Annotated in this window: 20 protein-coding genes; 6 read left to right on the top strand and 14 right to left on the bottom strand. The window is 36.7% G+C overall.

What is annotated here, in order from left to right; translation table 11 throughout:
- Window position 1 precedes the first annotated feature (1 nt).
- The 13 genes from MWU84_RS12075 to MWU84_RS12015 form a co-directional block, all read right to left on the bottom strand.
- Window positions 2-553 carry an ATP-binding protein gene (locus tag MWU84_RS12075; RefSeq protein ID WP_246901737.1) on the bottom strand — a complete coding sequence of 184 codons (552 nt, stop codon included), beginning with the start codon at window positions 551-553 and terminating at the stop codon, window positions 2-4.
- A gap of 6 nt (window positions 554-559) precedes the next feature.
- A complete protein-coding gene (locus MWU84_RS12070) occupies window positions 560-1399 on the bottom strand; it encodes an ATP cone domain-containing protein (protein WP_246901736.1) in 840 nt (279 codons plus the stop codon).
- 1 nt (window position 1400) lies between these two features.
- Window positions 1401-2234 carry a universal stress protein gene (locus tag MWU84_RS12065; RefSeq protein ID WP_246901735.1) on the bottom strand — a complete coding sequence of 278 codons (834 nt, stop codon included), beginning with the start codon at window positions 2232-2234 and terminating at the stop codon, window positions 1401-1403.
- A 1-nt stretch (window position 2235) separates the two neighbouring features.
- Window positions 2236-2508 (bottom strand): DUF5676 family membrane protein, encoded by a 273-nt coding sequence (locus tag MWU84_RS12060; protein ID WP_246901734.1) that lies wholly within the window; start codon window positions 2506-2508, stop codon window positions 2236-2238.
- Window positions 2505-2699, bottom strand: a complete 195-nt coding sequence (locus MWU84_RS12055; protein ID WP_123897393.1) for a hypothetical protein — start codon at window positions 2697-2699, stop codon at window positions 2505-2507. The genes MWU84_RS12060 and MWU84_RS12055 overlap by 4 nt, the downstream gene beginning before the upstream one ends.
- A gap of 3 nt (window positions 2700-2702) precedes the next feature.
- Window positions 2703-3437, bottom strand: coding sequence for a MauE/DoxX family redox-associated membrane protein (locus MWU84_RS12050; protein ID WP_246901733.1), 735 nt, complete (start codon window positions 3435-3437; stop codon window positions 2703-2705).
- A 77-nt stretch (window positions 3438-3514) separates the two neighbouring features.
- On the bottom strand, window positions 3515-4072 hold the full coding sequence (locus MWU84_RS12045; protein WP_246901732.1) for an AraC family transcriptional regulator: 558 nt from the start codon (window positions 4070-4072) through the stop codon (window positions 3515-3517).
- 70 nt (window positions 4073-4142) lie between these two features.
- Window positions 4143-4598 (bottom strand): heme-binding domain-containing protein, encoded by a 456-nt coding sequence (locus tag MWU84_RS12040; RefSeq protein WP_246901731.1) that lies wholly within the window; start codon window positions 4596-4598, stop codon window positions 4143-4145.
- Entirely contained in the window at window positions 4599-5213 is a 615-nt protein-coding gene (locus MWU84_RS12035) for a DUF3347 domain-containing protein (RefSeq protein WP_246901730.1), read from the bottom strand. It abuts the gene before it with no gap.
- Window positions 5214-5241: 28 nt separating this feature from the next.
- Window positions 5242-6459: a TolC family protein gene (locus tag MWU84_RS12030; protein WP_246901729.1), complete on the bottom strand. Its 1218-nt coding sequence runs from the start codon at window positions 6457-6459 to the stop codon at window positions 5242-5244.
- Window positions 6456-10163, bottom strand: a complete 3708-nt coding sequence (locus tag MWU84_RS12025) for an efflux RND transporter permease subunit (RefSeq protein WP_246901728.1) — start codon at window positions 10161-10163, stop codon at window positions 6456-6458. Before MWU84_RS12025 ends, MWU84_RS12030 begins: the two co-directional genes overlap by 4 nt.
- 107 nt (window positions 10164-10270) lie before the next feature.
- A complete protein-coding gene (locus MWU84_RS12020) occupies window positions 10271-10648 on the bottom strand; it encodes a hypothetical protein (protein ID WP_246901745.1) in 378 nt (125 codons plus the stop codon).
- A 193-nt stretch (window positions 10649-10841) separates the two neighbouring features.
- Window positions 10842-12056 carry a site-specific integrase gene (locus MWU84_RS12015; protein WP_246901727.1) on the bottom strand — a complete coding sequence of 405 codons (1215 nt, stop codon included), beginning with the start codon at window positions 12054-12056 and terminating at the stop codon, window positions 10842-10844.
- 745 nt (window positions 12057-12801) lie between these two features.
- Between MWU84_RS12015 and MWU84_RS12010 the strand changes: the two genes are divergently transcribed.
- The 4 genes from MWU84_RS12010 to MWU84_RS11995 all read left to right on the top strand — a co-directional run bounded on the left by MWU84_RS12010 (window position 12802) and on the right by MWU84_RS11995 (window position 18520).
- Window positions 12802-13080 (top strand): hypothetical protein, encoded by a 279-nt coding sequence (locus tag MWU84_RS12010; RefSeq protein WP_246901726.1) that lies wholly within the window; start codon window positions 12802-12804, stop codon window positions 13078-13080.
- Window positions 13081-13299: 219 nt separating this feature from the next.
- On the top strand, window positions 13300-14640 hold the full coding sequence (locus tag MWU84_RS12005) for a Gfo/Idh/MocA family oxidoreductase (RefSeq protein ID WP_246901725.1): 1341 nt from the start codon (window positions 13300-13302) through the stop codon (window positions 14638-14640).
- A gap of 150 nt (window positions 14641-14790) precedes the next feature.
- Window positions 14791-17100, top strand: coding sequence for a GH92 family glycosyl hydrolase (locus MWU84_RS12000; protein WP_246901724.1), 2310 nt, complete (start codon window positions 14791-14793; stop codon window positions 17098-17100).
- Window positions 17101-17203: 103 nt separating this feature from the next.
- Window positions 17204-18520 carry an alpha-L-fucosidase gene (locus tag MWU84_RS11995; protein ID WP_246901723.1) on the top strand — a complete coding sequence of 439 codons (1317 nt, stop codon included), beginning with the start codon at window positions 17204-17206 and terminating at the stop codon, window positions 18518-18520.
- A 235-nt stretch (window positions 18521-18755) separates the two neighbouring features.
- Here the strand turns inward: MWU84_RS11995 and MWU84_RS11990 are convergent, their stop codons facing one another.
- The gene (locus MWU84_RS11990) at window positions 18756-19346 is read right to left on the bottom strand and encodes an RNA polymerase sigma-70 factor (RefSeq protein WP_246901722.1); all 591 of its coding nucleotides are present in this window, start codon (window positions 19344-19346) and stop codon (window positions 18756-18758) included.
- A 114-nt stretch (window positions 19347-19460) separates the two neighbouring features.
- Here MWU84_RS11990 and MWU84_RS11985 point away from each other — a divergent pair, with 114 nt between their 5' ends.
- Together MWU84_RS11985 and MWU84_RS11980 are read left to right on the top strand one after the other, a co-directional pair.
- Window positions 19461-20627, top strand: a complete 1167-nt coding sequence (locus tag MWU84_RS11985) for a FecR family protein (RefSeq protein ID WP_246901721.1) — start codon at window positions 19461-19463, stop codon at window positions 20625-20627.
- An 88-nt stretch (window positions 20628-20715) separates the two neighbouring features.
- Complete coding sequence (locus MWU84_RS11980; RefSeq protein WP_246901720.1) at window positions 20716-24027, top strand: TonB-dependent receptor; 3312 nt, start codon at window positions 20716-20718, stop codon at window positions 24025-24027.
- Window positions 24028-24031: the final 4 nt, after the last annotated feature.

Below are 24031 nucleotides of genomic sequence, written 5' to 3'. Positions count from 1 at the left end.
TTTAATTGTTTTTAATGCTGTTCAATATAAAATTCACTCGTTTCAATGGTGGTAATACAGGGACGTGTACTACTGGAAACGGTAATGATTCATACACTTCAGTTATAAGATTGTGTATTTGATTTTGGTCGTTTTCACTTTCCAATCGAGCATAGTCGTTGATTAAAGGCAGTTTGTCTAGAACAAAAACCTTTTTGTAATTCACTTTACGCATTGCTTCTTTTAAAATTTCGTCAACTTCTAATTTTAAAAACCGATAGTACGCCAATGCATCAGGGATTGCCCTGTCCAAAAAAACTAAATCTTTAGGGTTTATCGATGCTTCCTGCTCGATTTGCATATCTAAAACACCAAGTTGAAACTCTCGTTTATTGCTTCGCAATTCTTCAACAGTCTGTCCCTTTACACGCATTGTATCTATATAATGCCTTGCGTGTTCAATGGTGGTTTCATATCCTCGTTCGGCAAGCATATTGATAGTGGTAGTTTTGCCAGTACTTGGACCGCCAGTAATAACACACCAATTTGTTTTTATGATTTTATTGCTTTTCATTTTGTTTTAATGGTTACATAATTCATTAGCTTCTTTAAGAATGTTTTTCTTTTTGGATGATGCCATACCCAAATCATCCAATAGTTTTGGATTATCGCAAACCTCTCTACAAAGCACAATGCCTTTGTTTAGTATCTTTTGTTTTTCCTGCTTACTTAAGGAAGGTAAAGCCGTAATCGGGTACAATCTTGAACCATCAATTTTACTTTTAAGGCTGTTTTTTTCGGGATAATCCCAACTTACTAATCCAAGCCCTGAACATTCGCCAAATTGTATAGCATCGGTTGAGAACCTTGTATTGGTATAAACCCAGCCTTTATGAAATTTTAGTGAATGGTCATTTTGCTTTAACCATTGAGTTTCTAAATCCTTAAACCTGGACTGTATGTAAAGAGGTATTTTTACATTGCAATTTCTACCTTGGTCGCTATGGAACTTACATTCCACTAAATAATGTTCGTTAGCTTTCAAAGCAGCTACATCTACTTCGTGGGTTACACAATGACCTTGCATAACGACACCTACATCTGTATTGAAGCCTTCATATTCGAGGATTTTACCAATATATTTCTCAAAAGGATAGCCAGTTGGACCAAATTCCATAATGGCTTTTTTGAGTTTGTATCTAGCAGAACCTGATTTTGATTTGCGTTTCAACATCTTATAAGCTATTTCATAAATCCGTTTGGTTGTCATTCCTTCAGTTAATTGCTCCTGAACTTCTTGGGCGATTTCTTGCACAAGTTTTTCACTTGCTTTGGAATGCCTTAAAGAGCGTTTTAGCTTTTCGATATTGAATGCTTGAACCTCGCCTGAATACTTTATGATATTGATTGCTTTTTCCATTTTAAAGATGTACTGTCATTACAGGTTTTTTTGAATGATTAGTAACACTCTCAGCAATACTCTTTGAAAAGACACTTGCAAATCCTTTTCTACTATGGGTATACATTGCTATTAAATCCACATTATTTGAACCTTCAAATTTTTCAATACCACCTAATACGGTAGATTCATTATAGACGTGCATTGCATAGTTTTCCAATTTTGGGAAGTGCGTTAAAAACTCTTTGATGGGTTGCAATCCATTTTCAACACTATTAAAATCTGATGTGGTGTTAATGTTCAACAAATGGATTTTGGCATTACACTTTTTGGCTATGCTTTTTAACTCAATAAAGGCATTGGATATATCTTCCTTAAAATCAGACACAAATACGATATCCTTAAAAGGAAAGGCTACTGTATCTTCTTTTACAACCAAAATTGGTACTCTTGCTTTCCGAATGATTTTTTGGGCATTGCTTCCTAACAATTTCTTTAAAAACCCATTTTGTATGCCTTTACTTCCGGTAATAATGAAATCGTGATTAAAGTTGTGAGAATGGGCTACAATTGCATCTTCGTCAGTAATAAATTCTAAAAACGTCCTTGACTTTAAACCTTTACCTTCAGCTTCTTTGTCCAAAGCCCTCAATTTACTTTTAGCTATGCCAATTGCTGCAAGGGTATCAGGGTAGTTTTGCTCCTGGGTCTTGGTTAATTTTGTCCAGTTAACTACTGTACTTATTTGATGCAAAAAATGGATTTCTGCATTAAAAAGTGCCGCCATTTCTATAGCCAATTCTGCTGCTTTATTGCAGTTATCTGAAAAATCCGTGGGTACTAATATATTTTTCATCTTATTTCTTTATTTGCCAATTATAAAGCGATGCAATACAGGCACCGATTAACCAACCCAAAATGAACGTTTGAACAATTCCTAGACAAGCTTCCCAAAGTGGAATATCCATCCTAATTACAGTCGATACATCCAGTCCGTGCAGTAGGCTATTGAAGAATTTTACAGACCCTTCACGGCCAACCGTAAACATTACCACCATACAACCCAAATAGAGCAATGCTCCAGTTAGGCCTGTGGCCAATCCTAATTTTTTGATGTTGATTGTTTTCATAATTGTGGTTTATTGTTGTTTTCTTTATCGTGATTATGCTTGTGATGCGGCATTAACAGATGACATCCGAACATTAGAATTATAAAAATGAACAAGGAAACGTTTTCGCCCATTCCTATACTTGGTGCAATAAAAATGAGTAGCAACGGAAGTACACAACCTAATATCATCCAAAGTGTATGTGATTTCATCTTTTATATAATTTGGGTTAACATTACAATCGCCATCACAATCATAATGGCATTTTCTATAAATGTGGCTTCAGTCATTGGCAATTTTAGCGCCGTTCCGAGACAAGCACAACGAATTGATTTTTTATCCAGAAGCGTTTTAGTAACACCAATCGTTGTAATACTTAATATTATAAGTGTGGCTATAAGAGCAATTTCAATTTCAAAACGCATTAAGAACATCAGCCCGAGAACAGTTTCGATGAATGGATATATCCAGCCATATATTGAAACCCGTTTTGCCAATGGGTCATACATTCTGAAGGATTCTGGGAAATTCTTTAAATCGAGCATCTTGAAGAAACTGAACACTATGAAAAACAAACCCATAAAATCCAGCATTACGGCATTACCATCCCAATTCTTATAATGCAACAAAATACTCGCAGTTGCAATGTAAAAAAGGATGAGCAACAAGGGCTGTAATTGTTGCAGTTTTGATTTTTGCTCAGTGGCATCCAAGGATTGGGATGTCATCTGAAAAACGTTTTTGTTATCCTTTTCTGAAAGAGTATATTTTTCAGGTAACGCTTTTTTAAGGGCTTCCGTAGCAACGTGGCTACTCATTGTAACTTCAGCTTCGGCTTTTTCAAGGTTAACAGAAACGTTGGTAACGTTGTCCACATTACCCAAATATTTTTCTACGGATGCTTTACAGCCTCCGCAGGTCATTCCTGTTATGTTATATGTATGTGTCATTGTTCATTTTTTTTAATGATTATTACACAAAATTAATTTCTGCAACGCACCTTCATTTGTACAATTCTGGATAATCCTTACACAATTTGGTCTATGGATTTTCTGTTCCATTTTTGTAGATTTTTAAATGTCGTCATTGACATTCCTGTTACATTTTTAAACTGTCTTGCCAAATGGCTACTATTATTGTAATTCAAGCTGTAGGCTATTTCAGAAAAATTTAATTGCCTCAACTGTATCAGTTCTTTTACCTTTTCAATCTTTAAATTGATTTCATATTTTTCAATCGTTACACCTTCAGTTTTGCTGAACAGTTTGCTTAAAGCCGAATAAGAATTATTAAACCTTTTGGTCAAAAAAGATGAAAGGTTTGCATTGTCCTGATTTTCGATTTTTTTTATGAGCGCAATTTTTATTTCCTCTATCAATATTTCTGTTTCATCCTTTATGATTTCAAAACCGTGTTTGCTCAGCACTTTTTCTAATTCTAATGTTTGGATGCCTGTCTTTTTGTTTAGAACAATTTGTCCAAGCTCAACCGTTTTTATGTCACAACCCAATGCTTCCAACTCCCGTAATACAGTTGATTTGCATCTGTCACATACCATATTCTTTATGTTAAGGGTTTGTTTCATAATACTTTTTATAGTGCCTGAAATGGGAAGGGCTATTAACCAACCAGTATTTCCTTCCCATATCAGGGCTTTATTTTAATTTTTCTTTTAGGTTCTTCATATAATCAATAATCAAGGTCTTTTCAGAATTGGACAACTTAGCATCCTTGTGAATCAAGGTGTAAGATGCTAGTGGCATCTCATCATCTTTAACCTGACTAATTATTGACTTTAGTTTGCTGTTTTTTCTTCGGTTGGAATACGCATCCCATTCATTGAAATTCAATTCTTCCTTTCCTTCATTAATATGGTCTTCTAAAAACCAAGCAACAGGTTGTACCTTATTATACCAAGGGTATTCTGTGTTATTACTATGACAATCATAGCAGGACTCTTGTAATAGTGCGCTTATGCTTTCTTGGGTGTTGTTTACCAACAAGAAGTCAGTTTTTGGCACAGTATCACTTTGATTGAGGTCTGTGGGCACAAACTGAATACCCACAAATCCAGCCAATAAAATCAGTGCTATGATTTTTACAATTTTCATTTAGTTAATTTCTCGCTGTACTTTACCACATTTCAACATCTGGCTTCCATAATATGGGTTGCGTACTTCTTCCTTTGTACTCAACCAAGCTGTACCGCCATCATACATTGGGCAAAATTGTTCGTATATTTTCACTTGTGTTCCCGTGATAGCTATCATATCAGTAACATCCTTGCTCAAAACTTTAAAATGCTCGCGTTGGTGTTTAATATCACTTTCACTGATATGTTTCGCGTGCTCGATAGCATCTTCCATAATGTCCTTTAATTCTGATTGCTGGGCATCCGTATATTTTGAAATGTCAAGCTTTCCTAATGATGTTGCGAGGGTTGCACCCAATTCTTTAGCTTTGGCATTATCATCTGCCACCAAGGCATCCTTTAAGTTGAAATAGTCATTTAATATTGTTTGAGAATTTCCATCTCCGTTCATTGCCATTTCCTTTTTATCCACATCGTGGTGACCATCGGAATTATCGTGGTTCATTTTTGAATGGTCTTCCTCAGTACTCATTTCAGAATTGGTACTGTTTTCTGTTTTCGCATCTTTACAAGACATAGCCGATATGCTTATAAATGCCATTACCATAATTGTTGTTAATCTTACTTTTTTCATTGTTATTAATTTTAAATTATACTTGTTTTTAGTTACTTAAGTAATTGATTATTGTTGTTTGAACATAGAAGGTTTTCACCGATTCTATTTGGTTCATTTGGAACTTTAATTGTAGTTCCTGAATGTCCAGAACATCGTTAAAATCAATTGTTCCAGTTTCATAGCTTTTGATTAAAATTTCTTCAGCATCATTGGCTTGCTCCAAATTCTTCAATTGAGTCTCATTGCTTATTCTTGCTGAGATTCTATCGTTTACGGCTTTATCTAATACAGTTTCCAATTTGTTCAATCGTTCTTGTTTCTGTGCAGTTATTTCCTGCTGTTTAAACTCATTCTGCTTGGTTTGAGATTTGTATTTTTTGTTGAAAATTGGAATTGATACTGATACCATTGGCATTACAATGTCTTTTCCGTTATCACTAAAATTCATATTAGGTCGCTTGTCAACGTTGACATAATCCAAACCAAAACCAATCATAGGAAGGCTTTCTTTTTGATTCAATAATTCTGACTGCTCAACAGATTGGTAGAGTTTGTCATATTTTATCAATTCTGGATGCAGGGATAAGTTTTCTGTATTTATCAAAGTGGTTTCAGAAGGAATGGTTAATTCTTGAACTACATTCACAGCAATATCCTTATCACGGTTCAAAAGTTTATTGAGAGCCGTTTGTTCTGCCAAATATTGTTGAGCTAATACTTCCTTTAATTGTTCCAACTCATTTTGACGCATTTGTAATCGCAATACGTCCACAGCTGAAGCTTTGCCAACTTCTACAGAAGTCAATGCCAAAGTCTCATAGGTTTCGAGCAATTCAATATTTTGCACTAATACCTTTTGCTTTGCTTTGTTCGCATACAAATTGTAGTAGGATTGCGATACGGTAGCGATTAATTTTCTTTTGGCAATAACAATGTCCTCATATTTGGCATCGGCCAATGAGTTCACATAGTTTTCCCTAGCAGTTATCGAACCAAACCAGGGTAACATTTGTTTTGCTGATACTTTAAAGCGTTGAGCCCCTGTTCTTGTCTCCGGTTCACTAACAAAGTATCCAACTCCAAATTCAGTATTTGGAATCGTGTTTACTTCATTTACTTTTTCAGAAACAATACTATATTGCAATTCAAATTTTTGAATTTCGGGACTGTTTTTCAATGCCTCCTCAATGAGAGTTTCCAATTGTTGGGCATTTGAAAAACCAAATGTTAAAAGCCCAATCGCTATTAAAATTATTTTCTTCATTTCGCTATTTTTTTAAGTTGTACTTCTTGTTTCCAACTATATAGAACAGGAACAACAAATAATGTGATTAGAGCGATGACCATACCTCCAAAACTTGGTATTGCCATAGGAATCATAATATCACTTCCTCGACCAGTTGATGTTAAAATTGGCAATAATGCCAATATGGTGGTAGCTGTGGTCATCAGGCAAGGACGAATACGTTTTTCTCCAGCTTCAACAACAGATGCTCTTATTTCCTGTTTTGTTTCAGGTGTATTTCTATCAAAGGTTTGGGTTAAATAGGTTGCCATAACCACACCATCATCTGTTGCTATACCAAATAAGGCGATGAAACCAACCCAAACAGCAACACTTAAATTAATCGTATGCATTTGAAATAGGTCTCGTAAATTCTCTCCGAAAAAATTGAAGTTTAAAAACCAATCTTGTCCATACAACCAAATCATTACAAAACCTCCTGCAAACGCTACGGCAATTCCTGTAAAAACCATTAATGAAGTGGCTACCGAACGGAACTGGAAATATAAAATCAAGAAGATAATGAGTAAGGCTAAAGGTACTACCACGGATAATGTTGCCTCTGCCCGTAATTGATTTTCATACGTACCCGTGAATTGGTAATTAATACCTTTAGGTACAATTAATTCCCCAGAATCTATCTTTTCTTGAATTAGAGCTTGGGCATTTTCAACCACATTAACTTCTGCAAAACCATCTAATTTGTCGAACAGTACGTAGCCCACTAAAAAGGTGTCTTCACTTTTTATGACTTGCGGACCTTGTTCGTATCGAATGGATGCCAATTCGCTCAATGGAACGGGGCTTCCTTTTTCGACAGGTACGTAAATTTGTTTTAAATCGTTCGGGTTGGCTCGCAATTCTCTTGGGTAGCGTACACGAACTCCATATCGTTCACGACCTTCAACCGTTTGCGTTAACACCATTCCGCCTACAGCAACTTTCAGCACATTTTGAACATCATCTATAGATATACCATAACGAGCCAGTTTTTCCCTATGTATATCAATTAATAAATAAGGTTTTCCAACTATCCTGTCTGCAAAAACAGCTTCGACTTTAACGCCTTCAGCTTGCTTTAAAATATCTTCTAATTGAATTCCAAAAGCTTCAATTTGCTTTAAATCTTGCCCTTTTACTTTAATTCCCATAGGAGCACGCATTCCTGTTTGAAGCATTACCAATCGGGTTTCAATCGGTTGCAATTTAGGTGCTGAAGTTACACCTGGTAGCTTGGTTACTTTTACTATTTCTTTCCATATATCGTCAGGAGAATTTATTTCTGGTCGCCAGTTTCGGTAGAATTCGCCATTGCTATCTTCGATTAATTGTGAGCTGTCGAATGTACTGAAAGCAACGTTTTCAGAATTATTAGGATTTGCAATAAATCGTCCGTCCTTCAATTCAAATAATCCATCATCATTTACTTTATAGCGTTGACGATTTCCTTCTTCATTCAATGCATATTCTGGTTTGTACTGAATAACATTTTCATACATTGATAAAGGAGCAGGGTCTAAAGCTGATTCTGTTCTACCTGACTTACCAACAACGGTTTTGATTTCTGGAATACTGGCTACAGCCATATCCAACTGTTGTAAAATTCGTTTGTTTTCTTCAACTCCTGCGTGGGGCATAGAAGTTGGCATCAGTAGGAATGAACCCTCATTTAGTGATGGCATAAATTCTTTTCCTGTATTTTTCATAATGGAAAAACCAGCTACGACGATAAGGGTTGGAATAGATAGGAATAGTAATTTATTAGCTAAAGCCCATCTTAAGATTCGTGTGTAATAGTTTCTAAATACAGTGAATGCTCCTAATAACCCAAAACAAATAAGTCCAACAAAAATGAGATTCCAAAAAATGCTTCTATCTACACCTAGTGGTCGCCAATATTCTGCTAAAAGAAAAACTATTGCTAATGCAGAAACTCCAATATTTAAAAGATTGGCTCGTTTTTCTGTTATTTTATCCTGCATTTTTAGTAGGGTAGTAACTCCAAATGCAATTAGAATTAGTCCTAGCCAATAACCAAAGATTATTGCAACAATACCGAGAGCGACCAAAAGACCATTGATTATATAACCAGATGTCTTTTTTATACTCTTTTTTCTAAATAAGAACGCCGCAAATGGTGGAATTAGAAACAACGCCACAATGATGGATGCCGTTAAAGCAAATGTTTTTGTAAATGCCAACGGTCTAAATAATTTTCCTTCCGCACCAATCATTGTAAATACAGGAATAAAACTAATAATAGTGGTCATTACTGCTGTTACAATTGCTCCAGATACTTCGGCAGTAGCATTATAAACTACTGTGTTTATTGGTGCTTTTTCATTATTTTCATCCAAGTGCCTTATAATATTTTCGGAGAGTATAACACCAACATCTACCATTGTGCCAATTGCTATAGCAATACCTGATAATGCAACAATGTTCGCATCAACTCCAAAGAGTTTCATCGCAATAAATACCATTAGAACTGCTACAGGTAGAAGCCCGGATATTAGAACCGAAGCACGAAGATTAAATACCATAATAATGATTACCAAAATGGTAATTAGTATTTCTAAAGTCAGTGCTTCGTTAAGTGTTCCAAGTGTTTCTTGTATAAGTTCTGTTCTATCATAAAAAGGTACAATGGTTACTTGCGAGGTTCTTCCATCACTCAATACTTTCGACGGTAATCCAGGACTTAATTCATTTATTTTTTCTTTAACATTATTAATGACTTCCATCGGATTTGCACCATATCGAGCTACTACAACTGCTCCTACAACTTCCGCACCTTCTTTGTCTAATATTCCTCTACGAGTTGCTGGACCTAAAGACACTTTACCAATATCTTTTATTTTAATTGCTGTGTAATCTTCTGATGTGACGACGGCATTTTCTATATCAGCAATAGACTTGACATAACCCAAGCCACGTACCAAGTATTCGGCCTTATTTATTTCTAAGGTCTGAGCACCAATATCTTTATTACTTTCTTTTACGGCTTTTACAACGTGATGTAAGCCAATATTATATTGACGCATCAATTCTGGATTAACATCTACTTGGTATTCCTGAACATAACCACCGATAGATGCTACTTCTGACACGCCACTTGCGGACGACAAAGCATATTTTACGTAGTAGTCTTGAATGCTTCTTAATTCGTGTAAATCCCATCCACCAGTAACTTTTCCATTTTCGTCACGACCTTCTAGTGTGTACCAAAATATTTGTCCCAAGCCCGTTGCATCTGGCCCCAAAGCTGGGTTAACTCCCTCTGGAAGTAATCCACTCGGCAATGAATTTAGCTTTTCGAGAATACGGCTACGACTCCAATAGAACTCTATATCCTCTTCAAAGATGATATAGATGCTCGAAAACCCGAACATTGACGAGCTACGGATGGTTTTCACTCCTGGGATACCTAGAAGCGATGTTGTTAATGGGTACGTTATTTGGTCCTCTATATCCTGTGGAGAACGACCATCCCATTTAGTAAAAACGATTTGCTGATTTTCACCAATATCGGGTATGGCATCCACAGCTACAGGATTGGATGGTAAAAAACCAGTATCCCAATTAAAAGGTGCATTTACTATTCCCCATCCTATGAATAGAACGAGTAGTAATACTGCAACAAGTTTGTTTTCTATTAGAAATTTTATGCTTTTGTTTAGCATTAGCTTGATAATTAAACAATTAGACAATGGCGTTAAGAAAACACCGAATACAAAGGATTATCCTAATGGAAAACATCCACTGGATAAAAAAGTCTATTGCTTAAAAATCAAATTAAATATGTCTCGTCTAGCTTGTAGATTTGCCTGACAACGAGAGGAGGCCTATATTCTTCGTAGGAGACAACCTTTTTATCTAAACTTTCAAAAAGGTTGATATAAGTGTAAACAAATGAAGCAACAAATAATTGTTGGTCAAAAGATAGTGTGTCAAAAGATATGTTTAATTCATCTTGACCATCAACTATCAACTGTTCGTCAGAACAACAATCTTTTACCTTAACAGAACATCCTTCAGTTGAAGGGTTTTCCATTTCCATACCGCAACCTTTTGCTTTGTGGAATATGGCAGTTTCAACTAAATTATCTCCACAATAATGCATATCAACAGTAAATGACATTGTAGAAAAAAGCACTACAATAGCCATCAAAAAGGATGATATTTTATGAAAAATTTGCTTCATTGATAATGCAAAGGTATAAAATTTTAACAATTTTTATTGGGATTAACAATATTTTAATTTTGCAAATGAACTTTTGAACGAACCATTAATTATCATTAAACAGGCACTTTAGCTAGGGTTGTCAGCTCAAAAAATATAATTATATAATGGAGTGAAATTAAAAATTGACCACACTATCCAAAGCGTCATCGGCATCTTTGTGAATAAAGTTGGCTTGATAGTTAATGGTAGTTTTTAAATCTGTATGACGATACAACTTTTGAAGCATTAGGGGATGAATATTATCTGCGGCAATATTGCCAAACGAATGACGAGCAATATGCATCGTTACCTTTTTTTGAATGCCGGCTCTTTTCGTAATTTTCTTTAGATGGTCGTTGAACTTTTTATTTGCCACCTTCTTTTTTCTATAAATATCCTTTGCATCGGTTAAATCTGCTTTTTTCATTTCTGGGAACACAAAATCATCATTACTTTTTCTATCCGAAATGTATTCTAATAAGATTTTTTCAACCTTACTTGGTATTTTCAATGATAGCAACTTGGAGTTCTTTCCCATTCTATAATGTAATCTGCCATCATAAATTTGGGACCACCTTGTAAACAAAACGTCAGACACACGCATTCCGGCAAAATAGAAACTAAAAAGCCAAACATTTAGCGAATGTTCTTCCATTTCGGAGAGTTCAGATACATTTTCAAGGGCTTGTATTTCTTTGCCAGTTAGTCCTGTTTTGGTAGTTTCGGGAAACTTGATTTTAAATTTGCCTGTACCGAACGGATAAAGTTCCTTACTTATTACCTTGTCCTTTATTGCCCGATTAAAGAGTAATCGAATCAAAACCATAACATTCATAGCAGTAGTTTCAGTAATTAAACAAGAGCCCTTAAGGTAGATTTTAAACTTTTTGAGGAAGCGTTCATCTATTTCTTGAAAAGTAAGTTGCCTGGCTTTGCAATATTTTTCAATATAACTGAGCCAAGCAGAATCCGTTGAATGACGATTGATTTTATTTTCTGCCACAAGGGCTTCAAGATGTTCGTCTGCAAAATCAAAGAAAGTGAGTTTAGAAGTTGGCTTATAAATTTCTTTTTTAATTTGACGTACCGTAGCATCCTTATTGTTGGTCTGTAAAACGATTAAACCTTTTCTAGCTTCTGAAAGTTTTGAAGTCAATAGATTGTTTAAGCTTTCCGCGTTAGGATGTGATTTCTTTACTTTAAGATTTTTTGTGTCCCAGTCCTCTAATTCAATATAATGACCTATGTGTTTATATGTTGAACGACGGTCTTTAGTTATCCTAATAGCAAGCGGATATAGGCCTTTCGAATTAGGCTTTTTACGAAGAATAATTTTTGCACTTGTTGACATTGAATACCTGTTTTGAGTCCGAAAGTCAAATCAGGTACAACATTTGGTATGAAAACCGTCATAAAGTTACTAATTTATTAGGTAATCTGGGTACAACATAGGTACAACAAATATTGAAATCAACTGATATTAAATGACTTTAAATAAAATGATTGTTAACATAAATCATTGAAAATGAGATGATTTATGTTTTATTGGTGCAATATATACCAGACTTAGGATCTAGTGCCGCAAGGTGTGAGAGTTCGAGTCTCTCCGCCTGTACAAAGGGAAAGCCGACTTTTAGGAGTCGGCTTTTTTATTTTTGGTCAAACAATGGTCAAACAATGTTAAAACAATTGAAGGTTTTGCTCTATTCTGCACAAACCCCCTGATACTGGATACTTCACAACGAATTAATAGGTGGATAGTCGAAATTAAGTAGTCTTCCTGTAGAAAAAGGATAATTTATGCAGAACACTTTTTAAATTAAACTATGCAAGTTGTCTGTTTACAAGAAGAAGCATTCTACGCCTTGTTCGATAAGGTGGTCGGACATGTCGAGGCGAATAGAAAAGAAAGGCCGGACAGATGGATTGATGGCGAGGAAGCATGCGGGAGCTTAGGATAAAATCAACCACTACTTTGCAGAAACTGAGGGATGAAGGGAAAATCAGGTTTTCCCAACCGCAGAAGAAGATAATTTTATATGATCGAAATTCAATTGTGGAATATATAGAGCAGCATGTTCGTGAAACATTTTAAAATGGATGAAGATTTAAAAATTGACGAGAAATTTAAAAGGGCATTCAACTTAGGTTATGAAGTCGCCAAAGAACTGGATTTAAAAACTCCCATGTTTCAAAACGAAAGCTCCGATATTGCCTTTAAAAGTCCGATACAGGCGGGAATGTTTCAATTTGTTCAGGATAAACAAGCCGTTTTAGATAAAACAATAGGTAACTCCAATAAAGTCTTAAAAAAGAGGTCTATAAAAAATACATTTGGCAAAAATAGAAACAAGGGCAAGGGCCTAACACCTTAATTACCTGTGTCCAAAAAATGGTTCGTTTTAGAGTGGTTCGGCATGTAAGACTTTGTCAGGCGATTTATCGTCTTCTATCTGTTAAATGTAAATACTGTCTTTTTCAGACTTGTAAATCTGAGCGCTAGAATAAGTTTAGCACGCCAAGAGTGAGCACGCATAATTTTTTAATGTTCATTTTTAATTTGTTTTTTATGAATACAGAAGTTTTCCTAATTTATGGGAAGGCGAAGAGACTTTATCAAGAAAACAACGGTCGCTGCAATTGGTATGGGACTACCAGGTAGTATCAATGCCATGACAGCCAAGAGTTATAACAATATTATAGGGGCAAATGATAGGATCCATGTTGCCCTTCAAGGTTTGGGAAGGCGATATGGAGCCTATATTCCTTCCATAGCGGCCAAACAGCACAATGTGCGCTTGGAGTATCTATGTGATGTTCGGGGCAGCCAATTGGAAAAAGCGGTGGAGAACGTTTCCAAACAAATAGCCTATAATCCCAAACAAGAAAATGATATCAGAAAAATTCTTGAGGACAAGGACGTGGATGCTATTTTTATGGCCACGCCCGACCATTGGCACACACCGGGAGCTTGTATGGCCATGGAGGCCGGGAAACACGTTTATCTAGAAAAGCCCTGCAGCCATAATCCGCATGAGAATGAAATTGTGGTCGCGTTTCAAAAGAAATATGACAAGGTAGTCCAAATGGGCAATCAGCAACGATCGTCCCCTCAGAGTATCGAAATCATCAACGATATCCATAATGGCATTATTGGCAAGGCCTACAAGGCAATAGCCTTTTATACCAATGGGAGGGGAGAAGTTCCGATTCCCGTACAGACCACACCACCAGAGGACTTGGACTGGGAACTGTTTCAAGGCCCCGCCCCTAGAAAAGCATACGCTCACGATACATGGAATTATAACTGGCATTGGTACGGTTGGGATTATGGCACTGCCGAAATGGGCAATAATGCAACCCACGAACTGGATATAGCCCGATGGGCATTGGATGTAAAATATCCGGAATATGTGAATGTAATCGCTGGAAAAGAGCAATTCGTGGATGACGGATGGGAAATGTACGACACCATGGAGGCGACCTATGTATTTGCTGATGAAAAGGTTATTCAATGGGATGGAAGTAGTAGGAACGGCTATTCCAAATACGGTCGTGGGCGAGGTACCCTTATTTATGGTTCTGAGGGTTCTGTAATGGTAGACCGCGCTGGATATGAACTGTATGACCTTAAAGGAGAATTGATCAAGGAAAATAAATCCAACGGTAACGAAGGAGGAACCGCTCTTGGGGGTGGAGGAGACCTGTCAACTATACATGCAGTGAATTTCTTTAATGCCATCAGGGGGAAAGAGTATTTGACATCACCAATAACGATTGGGGCTATTTCACAAATGTTGACGCACTATGCCAATATATCCTATCGAATCAATAAAGGCTTCAATGTGGATGTAAACACAGGCAGAATATTCGATCGGGATGCTATGGCACTTTGGATGAGAACTTATGAACCAGGCTGGGAACCAAAATTTTAAATTAAAGAATGGACTTGCCGTAAGTTGATATGCATGTATGATACCAGAGTGACTGTTATACAAAGTCAAGCTTGAATTTTGGTTTAAGGAAAGGAAATCCCTTTTTTTGACACTAAAAAAGATAAAATTTTGAATACTAAAAACGATAAAGTGAAAACATTTCTCAATTGGAAATTCTATTCATTAGTGACATGCTGTTTTTTAATACTAAACGTAAGTTGTAAAAGTAGCGATGACAACAAGAAAGATGTAGCTTATGTGGATTATGTATATCCACAGCTGGATTCGGAAAATTCAAGATGGTTTTTCTTCTCTTCGGCTTGTCGTCCTTTTGGGATGGTAAACCTAAGTCCAGATACAGAAATGGATGGTGCCTGGGGTAGTGGTTATCGCCATAAGGTAGATACCATTAAAGGTCTTAGTCATATTCACGCGTGGCAGCTTTCTGGAGTTTCGATTATGCCTGTCGATTTGGAAAAGAATGATGAGAAAAGGGTGGGTGAAGATTATTATTCTTCCTTCGATCACTCTAAAGAAAAGGTTTCACCAGGTTACCACAAACTTTATCTTGACAGATATGATATTGATGTGGAACTGACCAGTACAAAACGAGTTGGATTCCATAGATATAATTATAATTCAGATAACAGTGCAATTCTAGTCAATCTAAGTGGTCCATTGGGGCCATCAAAAATAGTTGATGGATCGTTAACGCAAATTGAACCAAGGGTTTTAGAAGGGGAACTTACGAATGCACCCACCAGGAGAAGACCCAAGCCCACAAAGGTATTTTTTAGAATAGTGTTGGATAGGGATGTCAAGGAAATGTCAAGTTTAACTGAAGATGGAAAATTTTTGATAAAACTTGACAAAGGGGAAGGAGAAGTGAAGATGAAGGTGGCGCTCTCATACACTTCTTTAGAAAATGCAAAATTTAACCTGAATCAGGAGTTACCACATTGGGATTTTGACCAAATTGTTAAAGAATCCCGCTCAGAATGGAATCAACTATTAGGTAGGATAAAAGTGAAAGGAGGTTCACAAGAACAAGCTAAAAGATTTTATACAGACCTTTGGCATGCTTTACAAGGTCGCCGAACCATTAGTGATGCCAACGGCTATTACCCCGACAATACAACCGATACGTTTAAGATTAAACAACTCCCTCTGTCCAAGAATGGAAAGCCATTGTTCGATCATTACAATTCCGATTCTTATTGGGGAGCACAATGGACGATTAATACACTTTGGCAACTGGTTTATCCAGAAATAGCCGAGGACTTTACCAATTCCCTTCTACAATATTATAAGGATGGCGGAATGGTGCCTAGAGGTCCTGCGGGAGGAAATTATACGTATGTGATGACTGGGGCGAGCAGCACCCCATTTATAGTTGGTGCATATCAGAAAGGTATCCGTGGATTTGACTTTGAGATGGCCTATAAAGCAATCAAGAAAAACCATATGCCCGGAGGAATTATGGATAAGGCCGGTTATGAGCATAATACAAATTTGGGAGGTGGGTTGAAGTACTACATCGAGCAAGGTTATGTGCCCTATCCAATTCCAGAAGGTAACTTTGGTTTTCATCAAAATGGACCATCCCTTACTTTGGAGTATGCCTATCAAGACTGGTGCCTTGCACAATTTGCAAAAGCACTGGGGAAACAAGAAGATTATGATTACTTCATGTCTCGGTCTAAAAATTACAAAAATGTATACGACCCAAGTTCAGGTTGGATGCGTCCAAAAAACCAAAAGGGTGAATGGTTTGAGCCTTTCGATCCATACAAGCATGGAGGTGGTTTTACCGAAGCAAACGGTGCACAAAATACTTGGTTTGTGCCTCACGATTTAGAGGGGCTTGCTAAACTTATGGGTGGAAATGACAAAGCAATAGCCAAACTAAACCATCAATTTGAAGAGGCTAAAAAATTAGGGTTTACTATTGGTACTTCTCATGCCCAAGAGCAACATCCGGAGTACTCACGTATACCCATAAACTATGGAAATCAGCCTTCTATACAAACAGCCTTTATTTTTCAACATTTGGGAAGACCTGATTTGACGCAGTATTGGTCAAAGGAAGTTGTTAAGAGCGTATATGAAGGGGTATCAACTAGCCGTGGTTATAATGGAGATGAAGATCAAGGATTGATGGGGTCACTTGCTGTTTTAATGAAAATAGGGTTGTTTCAAATGACGGGAGCGGAATTGAACCCAGTTTATCAAATTACCGGTTCGAGTTTTAATCGCATAGAAATTGAATTGAACAAAGATTATTATGATGGAGAAAAAATTGTTGTTGAAGTTGAAAATAAGGGAGACGAAAACTGTTATATAAATTCAGCAGACTTCAATAATAATGAGATTAAGAGTTACACATTAAACCACGAACAATTGGTAGGAGGTGGTACTCTTAGATTGAAAATGTCGTCAAAACCCCCAATAAAAGAATGAGTACAAGATAAATAGAATACTGCATGGCCATGATAATGATTTAAGTTTAAAATATTTCAAAATCAATATTAATAACGGTAATTTAAAAAAATAATAGAGAACAATGAAAAACTTAAAAAAGCAATTATTACTAGTCCTGTTTGTTTTTGGATTTTTTCTTGTAGAAGCACAAGAAAAACCATTAAACCTCAATAAACCAGAACGTGAGGCGTGGTTTACAGATTTGGGATTTGGCATGTTTATACATTGGAGTTTTGATGTGCAGTTGGGTATGGTGATTAGCCATAGCATGGTCGGGGCTTCGGATGACTATCTAGACCGCTATGTCAATGAGCTTCCAAAAACTTTTGACCCTATTCGATTTGATGCAAAAGAGTGGGCGAAGGCAGCAAAACTTGCAGGAATGAAATATGTGGTATTCACAACCAAACATCATAATGGGTTTTGTATGTATGACACAGGAACAACTGATTTTGGTATCATGAATACACCCTACAGAAAAGATATTACAAAACAGATAGTAGATGCTTTTAGGGAAGAAGGATTGGCAATAGGACTGTATTATTCTCCTGATGATTTTTACTTTTTGTACAAACAGGACACTCTAATTTCAAGGGAAAGACCGGAGGCACTTGCTTCTGGCAATGAGGCATTGAATAGTTATGTTAAGGAGCAGGTAAAGGAGTTGATGTCAAATTATGGAAAGATTGACATCTTATTTTTTGACGGTATGGAACAATATGCAAAGACAGAACTGGCTAAATTGTCTTGGAAGATTGATCCAGATGTCGTAGTGACCAGAGGCGCCATTGAAACCCCCGAACAAGAAACGCCAAATACAGCAATTCCATCTCCGTGGGAGGCATGTTATACATTTGGAGACCAATGGCAATACAGGCCAACGAATGAAAATTACAAATCGGCCAATGATGTGATTCGAAAACTAATAGAGATTAGAGCTAAAGGAGGGAATTTCTTGTTGAATTTTGGACCTGACGAACTAGGAAGGTTTCCGCAGGAACAAAAAGGAAAACTGAATGAAATCTCATTGTGGATGTTTATAAATCAGGAAGCTTTCGAGGATACGGTTCCTTTCAAGGTTACAAATGAGTCAAATATTTGGTTCTTGAAGAAACGAAACGAGAATACCGTTTATGCCTTTCTTATAGAGGATAATTGGGATTTAGGGGAACGTAAGCAATTTAATATAAACGTATTAAAAGCAATCGAAAATATTAAGATTTCCGTTTTAGGACAAAACAGCAAAGTGCTCGAATACAATCCCGATGTAGACCCGAAACCCACAGTGAAGAATACAGGTGATGGGATTGAAATTTCAGTGATGCGGGCACAACGCATTTACAATGACCGCAAATGGCCCAATCCAATTGTAGTGAAGTTAGAAAACGTGGAATTTTAAATGGGACGAGACTTAAAATAGTTCTTAAACTATTCGATGCCAATCTACAAAAGTAGGAATCTTCTTTAATGGAGTTGTGTTATCGGACAGTAAGACATCTCCCTTTAAGTTCATTTAAAATTAGTGTCGACAGGTTGGTCGATTGAGAAATTTTTCGACTAATGGGTATAGATTATTAATCAGCTAACAAAGAAATTAACTGGAAATACTGGACACGGAAAGTAACGTCAATTTCTCATTCATGTAAAATAGCGTCAAACTTTTTTGTGACCAGCAGAAAAAACATTTCAATCTTCTGCTTCAGGTTACTCCTCAATATTTTAAGGGCTTTTACCATTTGTTTTTCAACTGTATTGATGGAAACATTCTGGAATTCTGAAATTTCGGTATAGGTCAACCCTTCAATCTTATTCAGGATAAAAGTTTCTTTGCATCTTGGTGGCAATTTTTCAATTTCTTTCTTCAAAATTTGATATAATCCTTCAACCTCAGGCTCATCCTTTGACTCATAAAATTTTTCAACCCCTTCAATATATTTCTTTTCTAAAACAGTTATTGCAGAATCCTTACGATATTGGTCCACAAACTCATTATATACAGATCGGTATAGGTAGTTTTTTATCGAGATATCGGATTTTAGATTTTTTTGTTTTCGCCACAATTTAATAAGAACATTCTGGACGATGTCCTCAGATTTAATTCTATCCCTACAAAGATTTGTTGCATAATTGCACAGCTCAACATAATACGTTTCAAAGAGATAATCGTAGGCCTTGCTGTTACCTTTTTTAAGTAAATCGACTACTTTTTTATCATTTAATGGCATAACTTTTAGGGGTATATTATTCTCAAATTCACAATAAAACTAAATTTTTTTTTTCAATTTATGGTGGTAACCCCTTTTTCATTTCGTTATATATAAAAATAAACACTAAAAATTTTGAATAACTCAACTCATAAATGGCTCACAAAGTTCCTTAACAAAGAGGCGAACATAGATGATTTAAGATCTTTGGAACTTTGGGTCAACAATCCGGACAATGAGTTTGAGTTCAATGAATTCATTAAAACCAATGCTATTGCAAACGATTTACTGGGGGATTATGATGTTGCGAGGGCCAAGAAAATTTTCCTTGAAAATGTCCGTAGAGAGCGGGTAAGAAACTTTCCGTTCCGCAAAGTTGCAGCTGCGGTAGTAATGGTTGGACTGTCTCTGTCCATGTATTTTGTATATGATAACTTGAATTCACCAACGAATGAAGTTGTGGGCATTGAAAAGTCAAGTTCTATAAAAGACATTGTTCCCGGCAATGATAAAGCTGTTTTGACCCTGGATGATGGATCTAATGTGGCCTTGGAGAACGATTCGGAACTTAACAGTGATAAGTTTACCAGTAATGGTAAAACATTGAAATATAAAAATGATTCTGCACTACGCGGAGCGCAAGAAATTGCATTCCATACCCTTACCGTACCGCGGGGCGGGCAGTTTAAAGTTGAATTGTCCGATGGTTCGATTGTTTGGCTAAATTCGGAAACCCAGATTGTATATCCTGCGGAATTTGTAGAAAATAAACCCCGATCCATTGAACTAAATTATGGAGAGATTTATATTGATGTCAGTTCTGCAGAAAATCATGATGGATTGTCCTTTATAGTTGAAAATCGGTATCAAACCATTGAGGTTTTGGGTACGGAGTTCAATGTGAAGGCCTATAGTGATGGAGAGAACATTAAAACTACCTTGGTTGAAGGAAAGGTAAAGTTGAAGGCTTCGGATAAGGATCATATCCTCTTGCCGAATCAGCAATTTAACATGGATAAGGACAAAGGAGCCTATACTATCACCACCGTGGATGTGTACGATGAAATAGCATGGAAGAATGGGATCTTTTCATTCAAGGATGAATCCTTGGAAGAAATCATTAAGGTCTTATCAAGATGGTACGATTTTGATGTAGAGTACCGTGGGAAAATTGACACCAATGAAATGTTTGTAGGTGTAATGAGAAAAAATCAGGATTTATCAACAATTCTAGAAAACTTTAAAAATCTGGGAATCATTAACTCTTATAAAATTGAAAAAAATGGACTCATCTTAGAATAAAAAAGGAGCGATCAAAACATGTGGCAGTGTCATTTCCGCTCCTTTGTAAGCGCATTAATTAATTAATAACTAATACCAACACAAATTTATGAAATTAAATCTGAAAAGGTTCGCTGGTGCATACTTAAAGCGGACCTTACTAAACGGCATGAAGGTTCTAATTTTTCTTATGAGTACCATGGCATTTTGCCTTTCAACGAACGACACATTTGCTCAAGAAACCATTTATTTGGAAAAAAATCAGGAATTATCAATAGATGAAGTATTTGACATTTTAAAAAAACAGACGGATTATAACTTTGTATATCCGAGAAAGCTGTTTTTAAATTCACCAAAGATCAAAGTAGAAAAAGGTGAAACCAAAGTATCTGACCTTTTGGACAAGATTTTGTCACCGAATGGTCTTGATTTTAAAATTACCAATGGCCATACTGTTTTACTTGTAAAGAACAAAGAGCCTTCCAATAGTGACAAGGCCCAACAAGACTATGAAGTGTCGGGTACGGTATCTGATGAGAATGGACAACTCCTACCGGGTGCTAACGTTTTGGAAAAAAACACCCAGAATGGTACGCAAACGGACTTCGATGGCAATTTCACATTGAGTGTTCAAGATCAAAGCGCAATTTTGGTAGTTTCCTACATCGGTTTTGAAACCCAAGAACTTCCATTGAACGGAAGGTCAGAGGTAACCATAGCCCTTAAGGAAGATGCGGCCAGTTTGGATGAAGTTGTTGTTGTGGGGTATGGTACGGCTACTAAAAAGGATGTTACAGGTGCCATAGCTTCTGTTGATATGGAAGACGCCAATATAGCCGCTAACACCAGTGTTATGCAAGCGGTTCAAGGTAGGGTTCCTGGAATTAACATTGGTGCGGTAAGTGCCGCAGGTCAGACACCCAATCTATCCATTCGTGGGCAAAATTCACTGTCTGCAAGCAATGCTCCCCTTGTGGTAGTTGATGGAATTATTTACCCGGGTTCTTTGAATGATTTCAGTGCAACAGATATTGAAAGTATCGATTTTCTGAAAGACGCTAGTGCAGCTGCTGTTTATGGATCTCGTGCGTCTAATGGGGTAGTACTCATTACTACAAAAACTGGAAAAGGCGAATCAAGTAAACCCAGCATCACTTTCAATACATATACTGGAATACAAGAGGCCGGAAAACTTCTCGACGTAATGAACGGCCAACAGTATATTCAAAAAATCATTGATTTTGGACAAGCTACTGGTCAGGACATCGATCAATCGAATGTAGCTGATTTTCTTCAAGATACCGAAATTGATAATTACAGAAATGGAACGGAGATAGATTGGGCCGATAAGCAATTAAGAGCTGGTGTAATCCAGAATTATGAGTTGGGAATATCAGGAAACACAGGAAAGACAAAATATTACATGTCTGGAACCTATACGGGTCAAAAAGGAATAAGAATAGGAGATGACTTCCAGAGAACAACCGTCAGAGTCAATCTTTCCAATGACATAACTGATTGGTTGACCATAGGAATTAATTCTGCATACACGAACAGTGATTTTTCTGGCCAAGCAGTGTCTTTCAATAATAGTGTGCTTCTAAGCCCATATGGCAGAATCTTTCAAGCAGATAATCCAGAGGAGTATGAGATTTTTCCTCAGACGGATCAATTAATATCAAATCCATTTTTGAATTTGTTGAACGATGACTTAGATAAAAGAGATAATTTGTTTGCCGTATTTAACCTAGATCTTGATCTTCCTGTTAAAGGGCTTACCTACCGATTTGACTACTCCAAAAATTTATTTTTTGATAGAAAAGCCAGATTTCAATCAAGAGATAGAGCTGGAATCGATGGTAACGGAATTGCTACCAAATCCAATAGATTTAGAAGTAACTGGCTTATGAATAATGTGTTAGATTATTCTACTACAATCAATAATGTCCACAGAATAGGGGCAACGGTGGTTTATACACGAGATTTTGAGAAGTTCGATCGAAGCGATATTGAATCAACTGGATTTGATGTCAAGTCCTTGGGTTATAATGCGGTAGAATTAGGGGAGGTTCAGACAGTAGCTTCAGAAGCGTACGATCAGACGAACGAAGGGTTTATGACCAGAATTAACTATGCGTATGATAATAGATATTTGTTTACGGGAACCTTTAGAAGGGATGGTTTTTCCGGTTTTGCGGAAAACAAAAAGTTTGCCAACTTTTTTTCGGCTTCATTGGGCTGGGTATTGTCAGAAGAGTCCTTTATGAGTGGTCTGGATTGGCTGTCATTCCTTAAACTGAGACTATCGTATGGTGAAAATGGTAATCAGGCATTAGGGCGTTACGGTAGCCTATCTCGAATTGAAACCACACAATATGTATTTGGTGACGGAAGCCAAACGTACAATGGTCAGCAGATATCGACCATAGCCAATCCTAATTTGGAATGGGAAACTACAAGGTCAACAAACCTAGGTGTCAATTTCGATCTTTTCAAGGGAAGACTTACGGGAGATCTGGACTTTTATGTTTCGAAAACGGATAACCTGATTGTGGAGAGATCATTATCGTCTTATACCGGATTCAATAATGTCATTACCAATCTAGGTGAAATCAACAATAAGGGTTTGGAAATTTATCTTAATTCTGTAAATATAGAAAAGGGTGATTTTACCTGGGAGACGGGATTTACATTTTCGCTTAACAGAAACGAGATCGTGTCCCTGTATGGAGAGGATTCCGATGGCGATGGGATAGAAGATGATGACATAAGTCAAGGATGGTTCATTGGGGAGTCCATTGATGCTATTTTTGATTACCCATTAGAGGGTGGTGTATATCAAATAGGGGATACTGATATTCCTAATCGCTATCGAGAAGGTGAATTTAGGGTAATTGATACCAATGAAGATGGTGAAATAAACCCGGACGATCGAGTGATCGTTGGAAATGAACTTCCAAATTATCGTTTTGGAATTACCAATACTTTGCGGTACAAAAAATTATCCCTTACTGCTTTTCTCAACTCTGTTCAAGGTGGCAATAATTGGTATCTGGGAGACAATCGGGCACTGAATCCAGATGCATTTTTTCCGGGAAGAATCAATATGGTAGATATTCCATACTGGACTCCCGATAACCCAACCAATGAGTTTCCAAGAATAGATTATAATCCTAGAAGAGATCATCTTTTTCTGCAGGACAGAAGTTTTGTTCGACTTCAGGATGTAACGTTATCGTATGACCTATCGAACAATTCATTCTTAAATAAATTGAATATTACTAAGCTCCGAATCTATGCGAGCGGAAAAAACCTTATTACATGGTCTAATTGGATTGGCTATGATCCCGAGTTGGCCAGTACATTGGGGGACAGCCCTATTATGAGGTCTTACATCATGGGTGTTGAGATTGGATTGTAATTAT

This window comes from Arenibacter sp. F20364 (assembly GCF_023015905.1).
In the GTDB taxonomy this organism is placed as follows: domain Bacteria; phylum Bacteroidota; class Bacteroidia; order Flavobacteriales; family Flavobacteriaceae; genus Arenibacter.
Note: the sequence above shows the minus strand (reverse complement) of the source record. Positions and strands in the feature narration are given on the sequence as shown.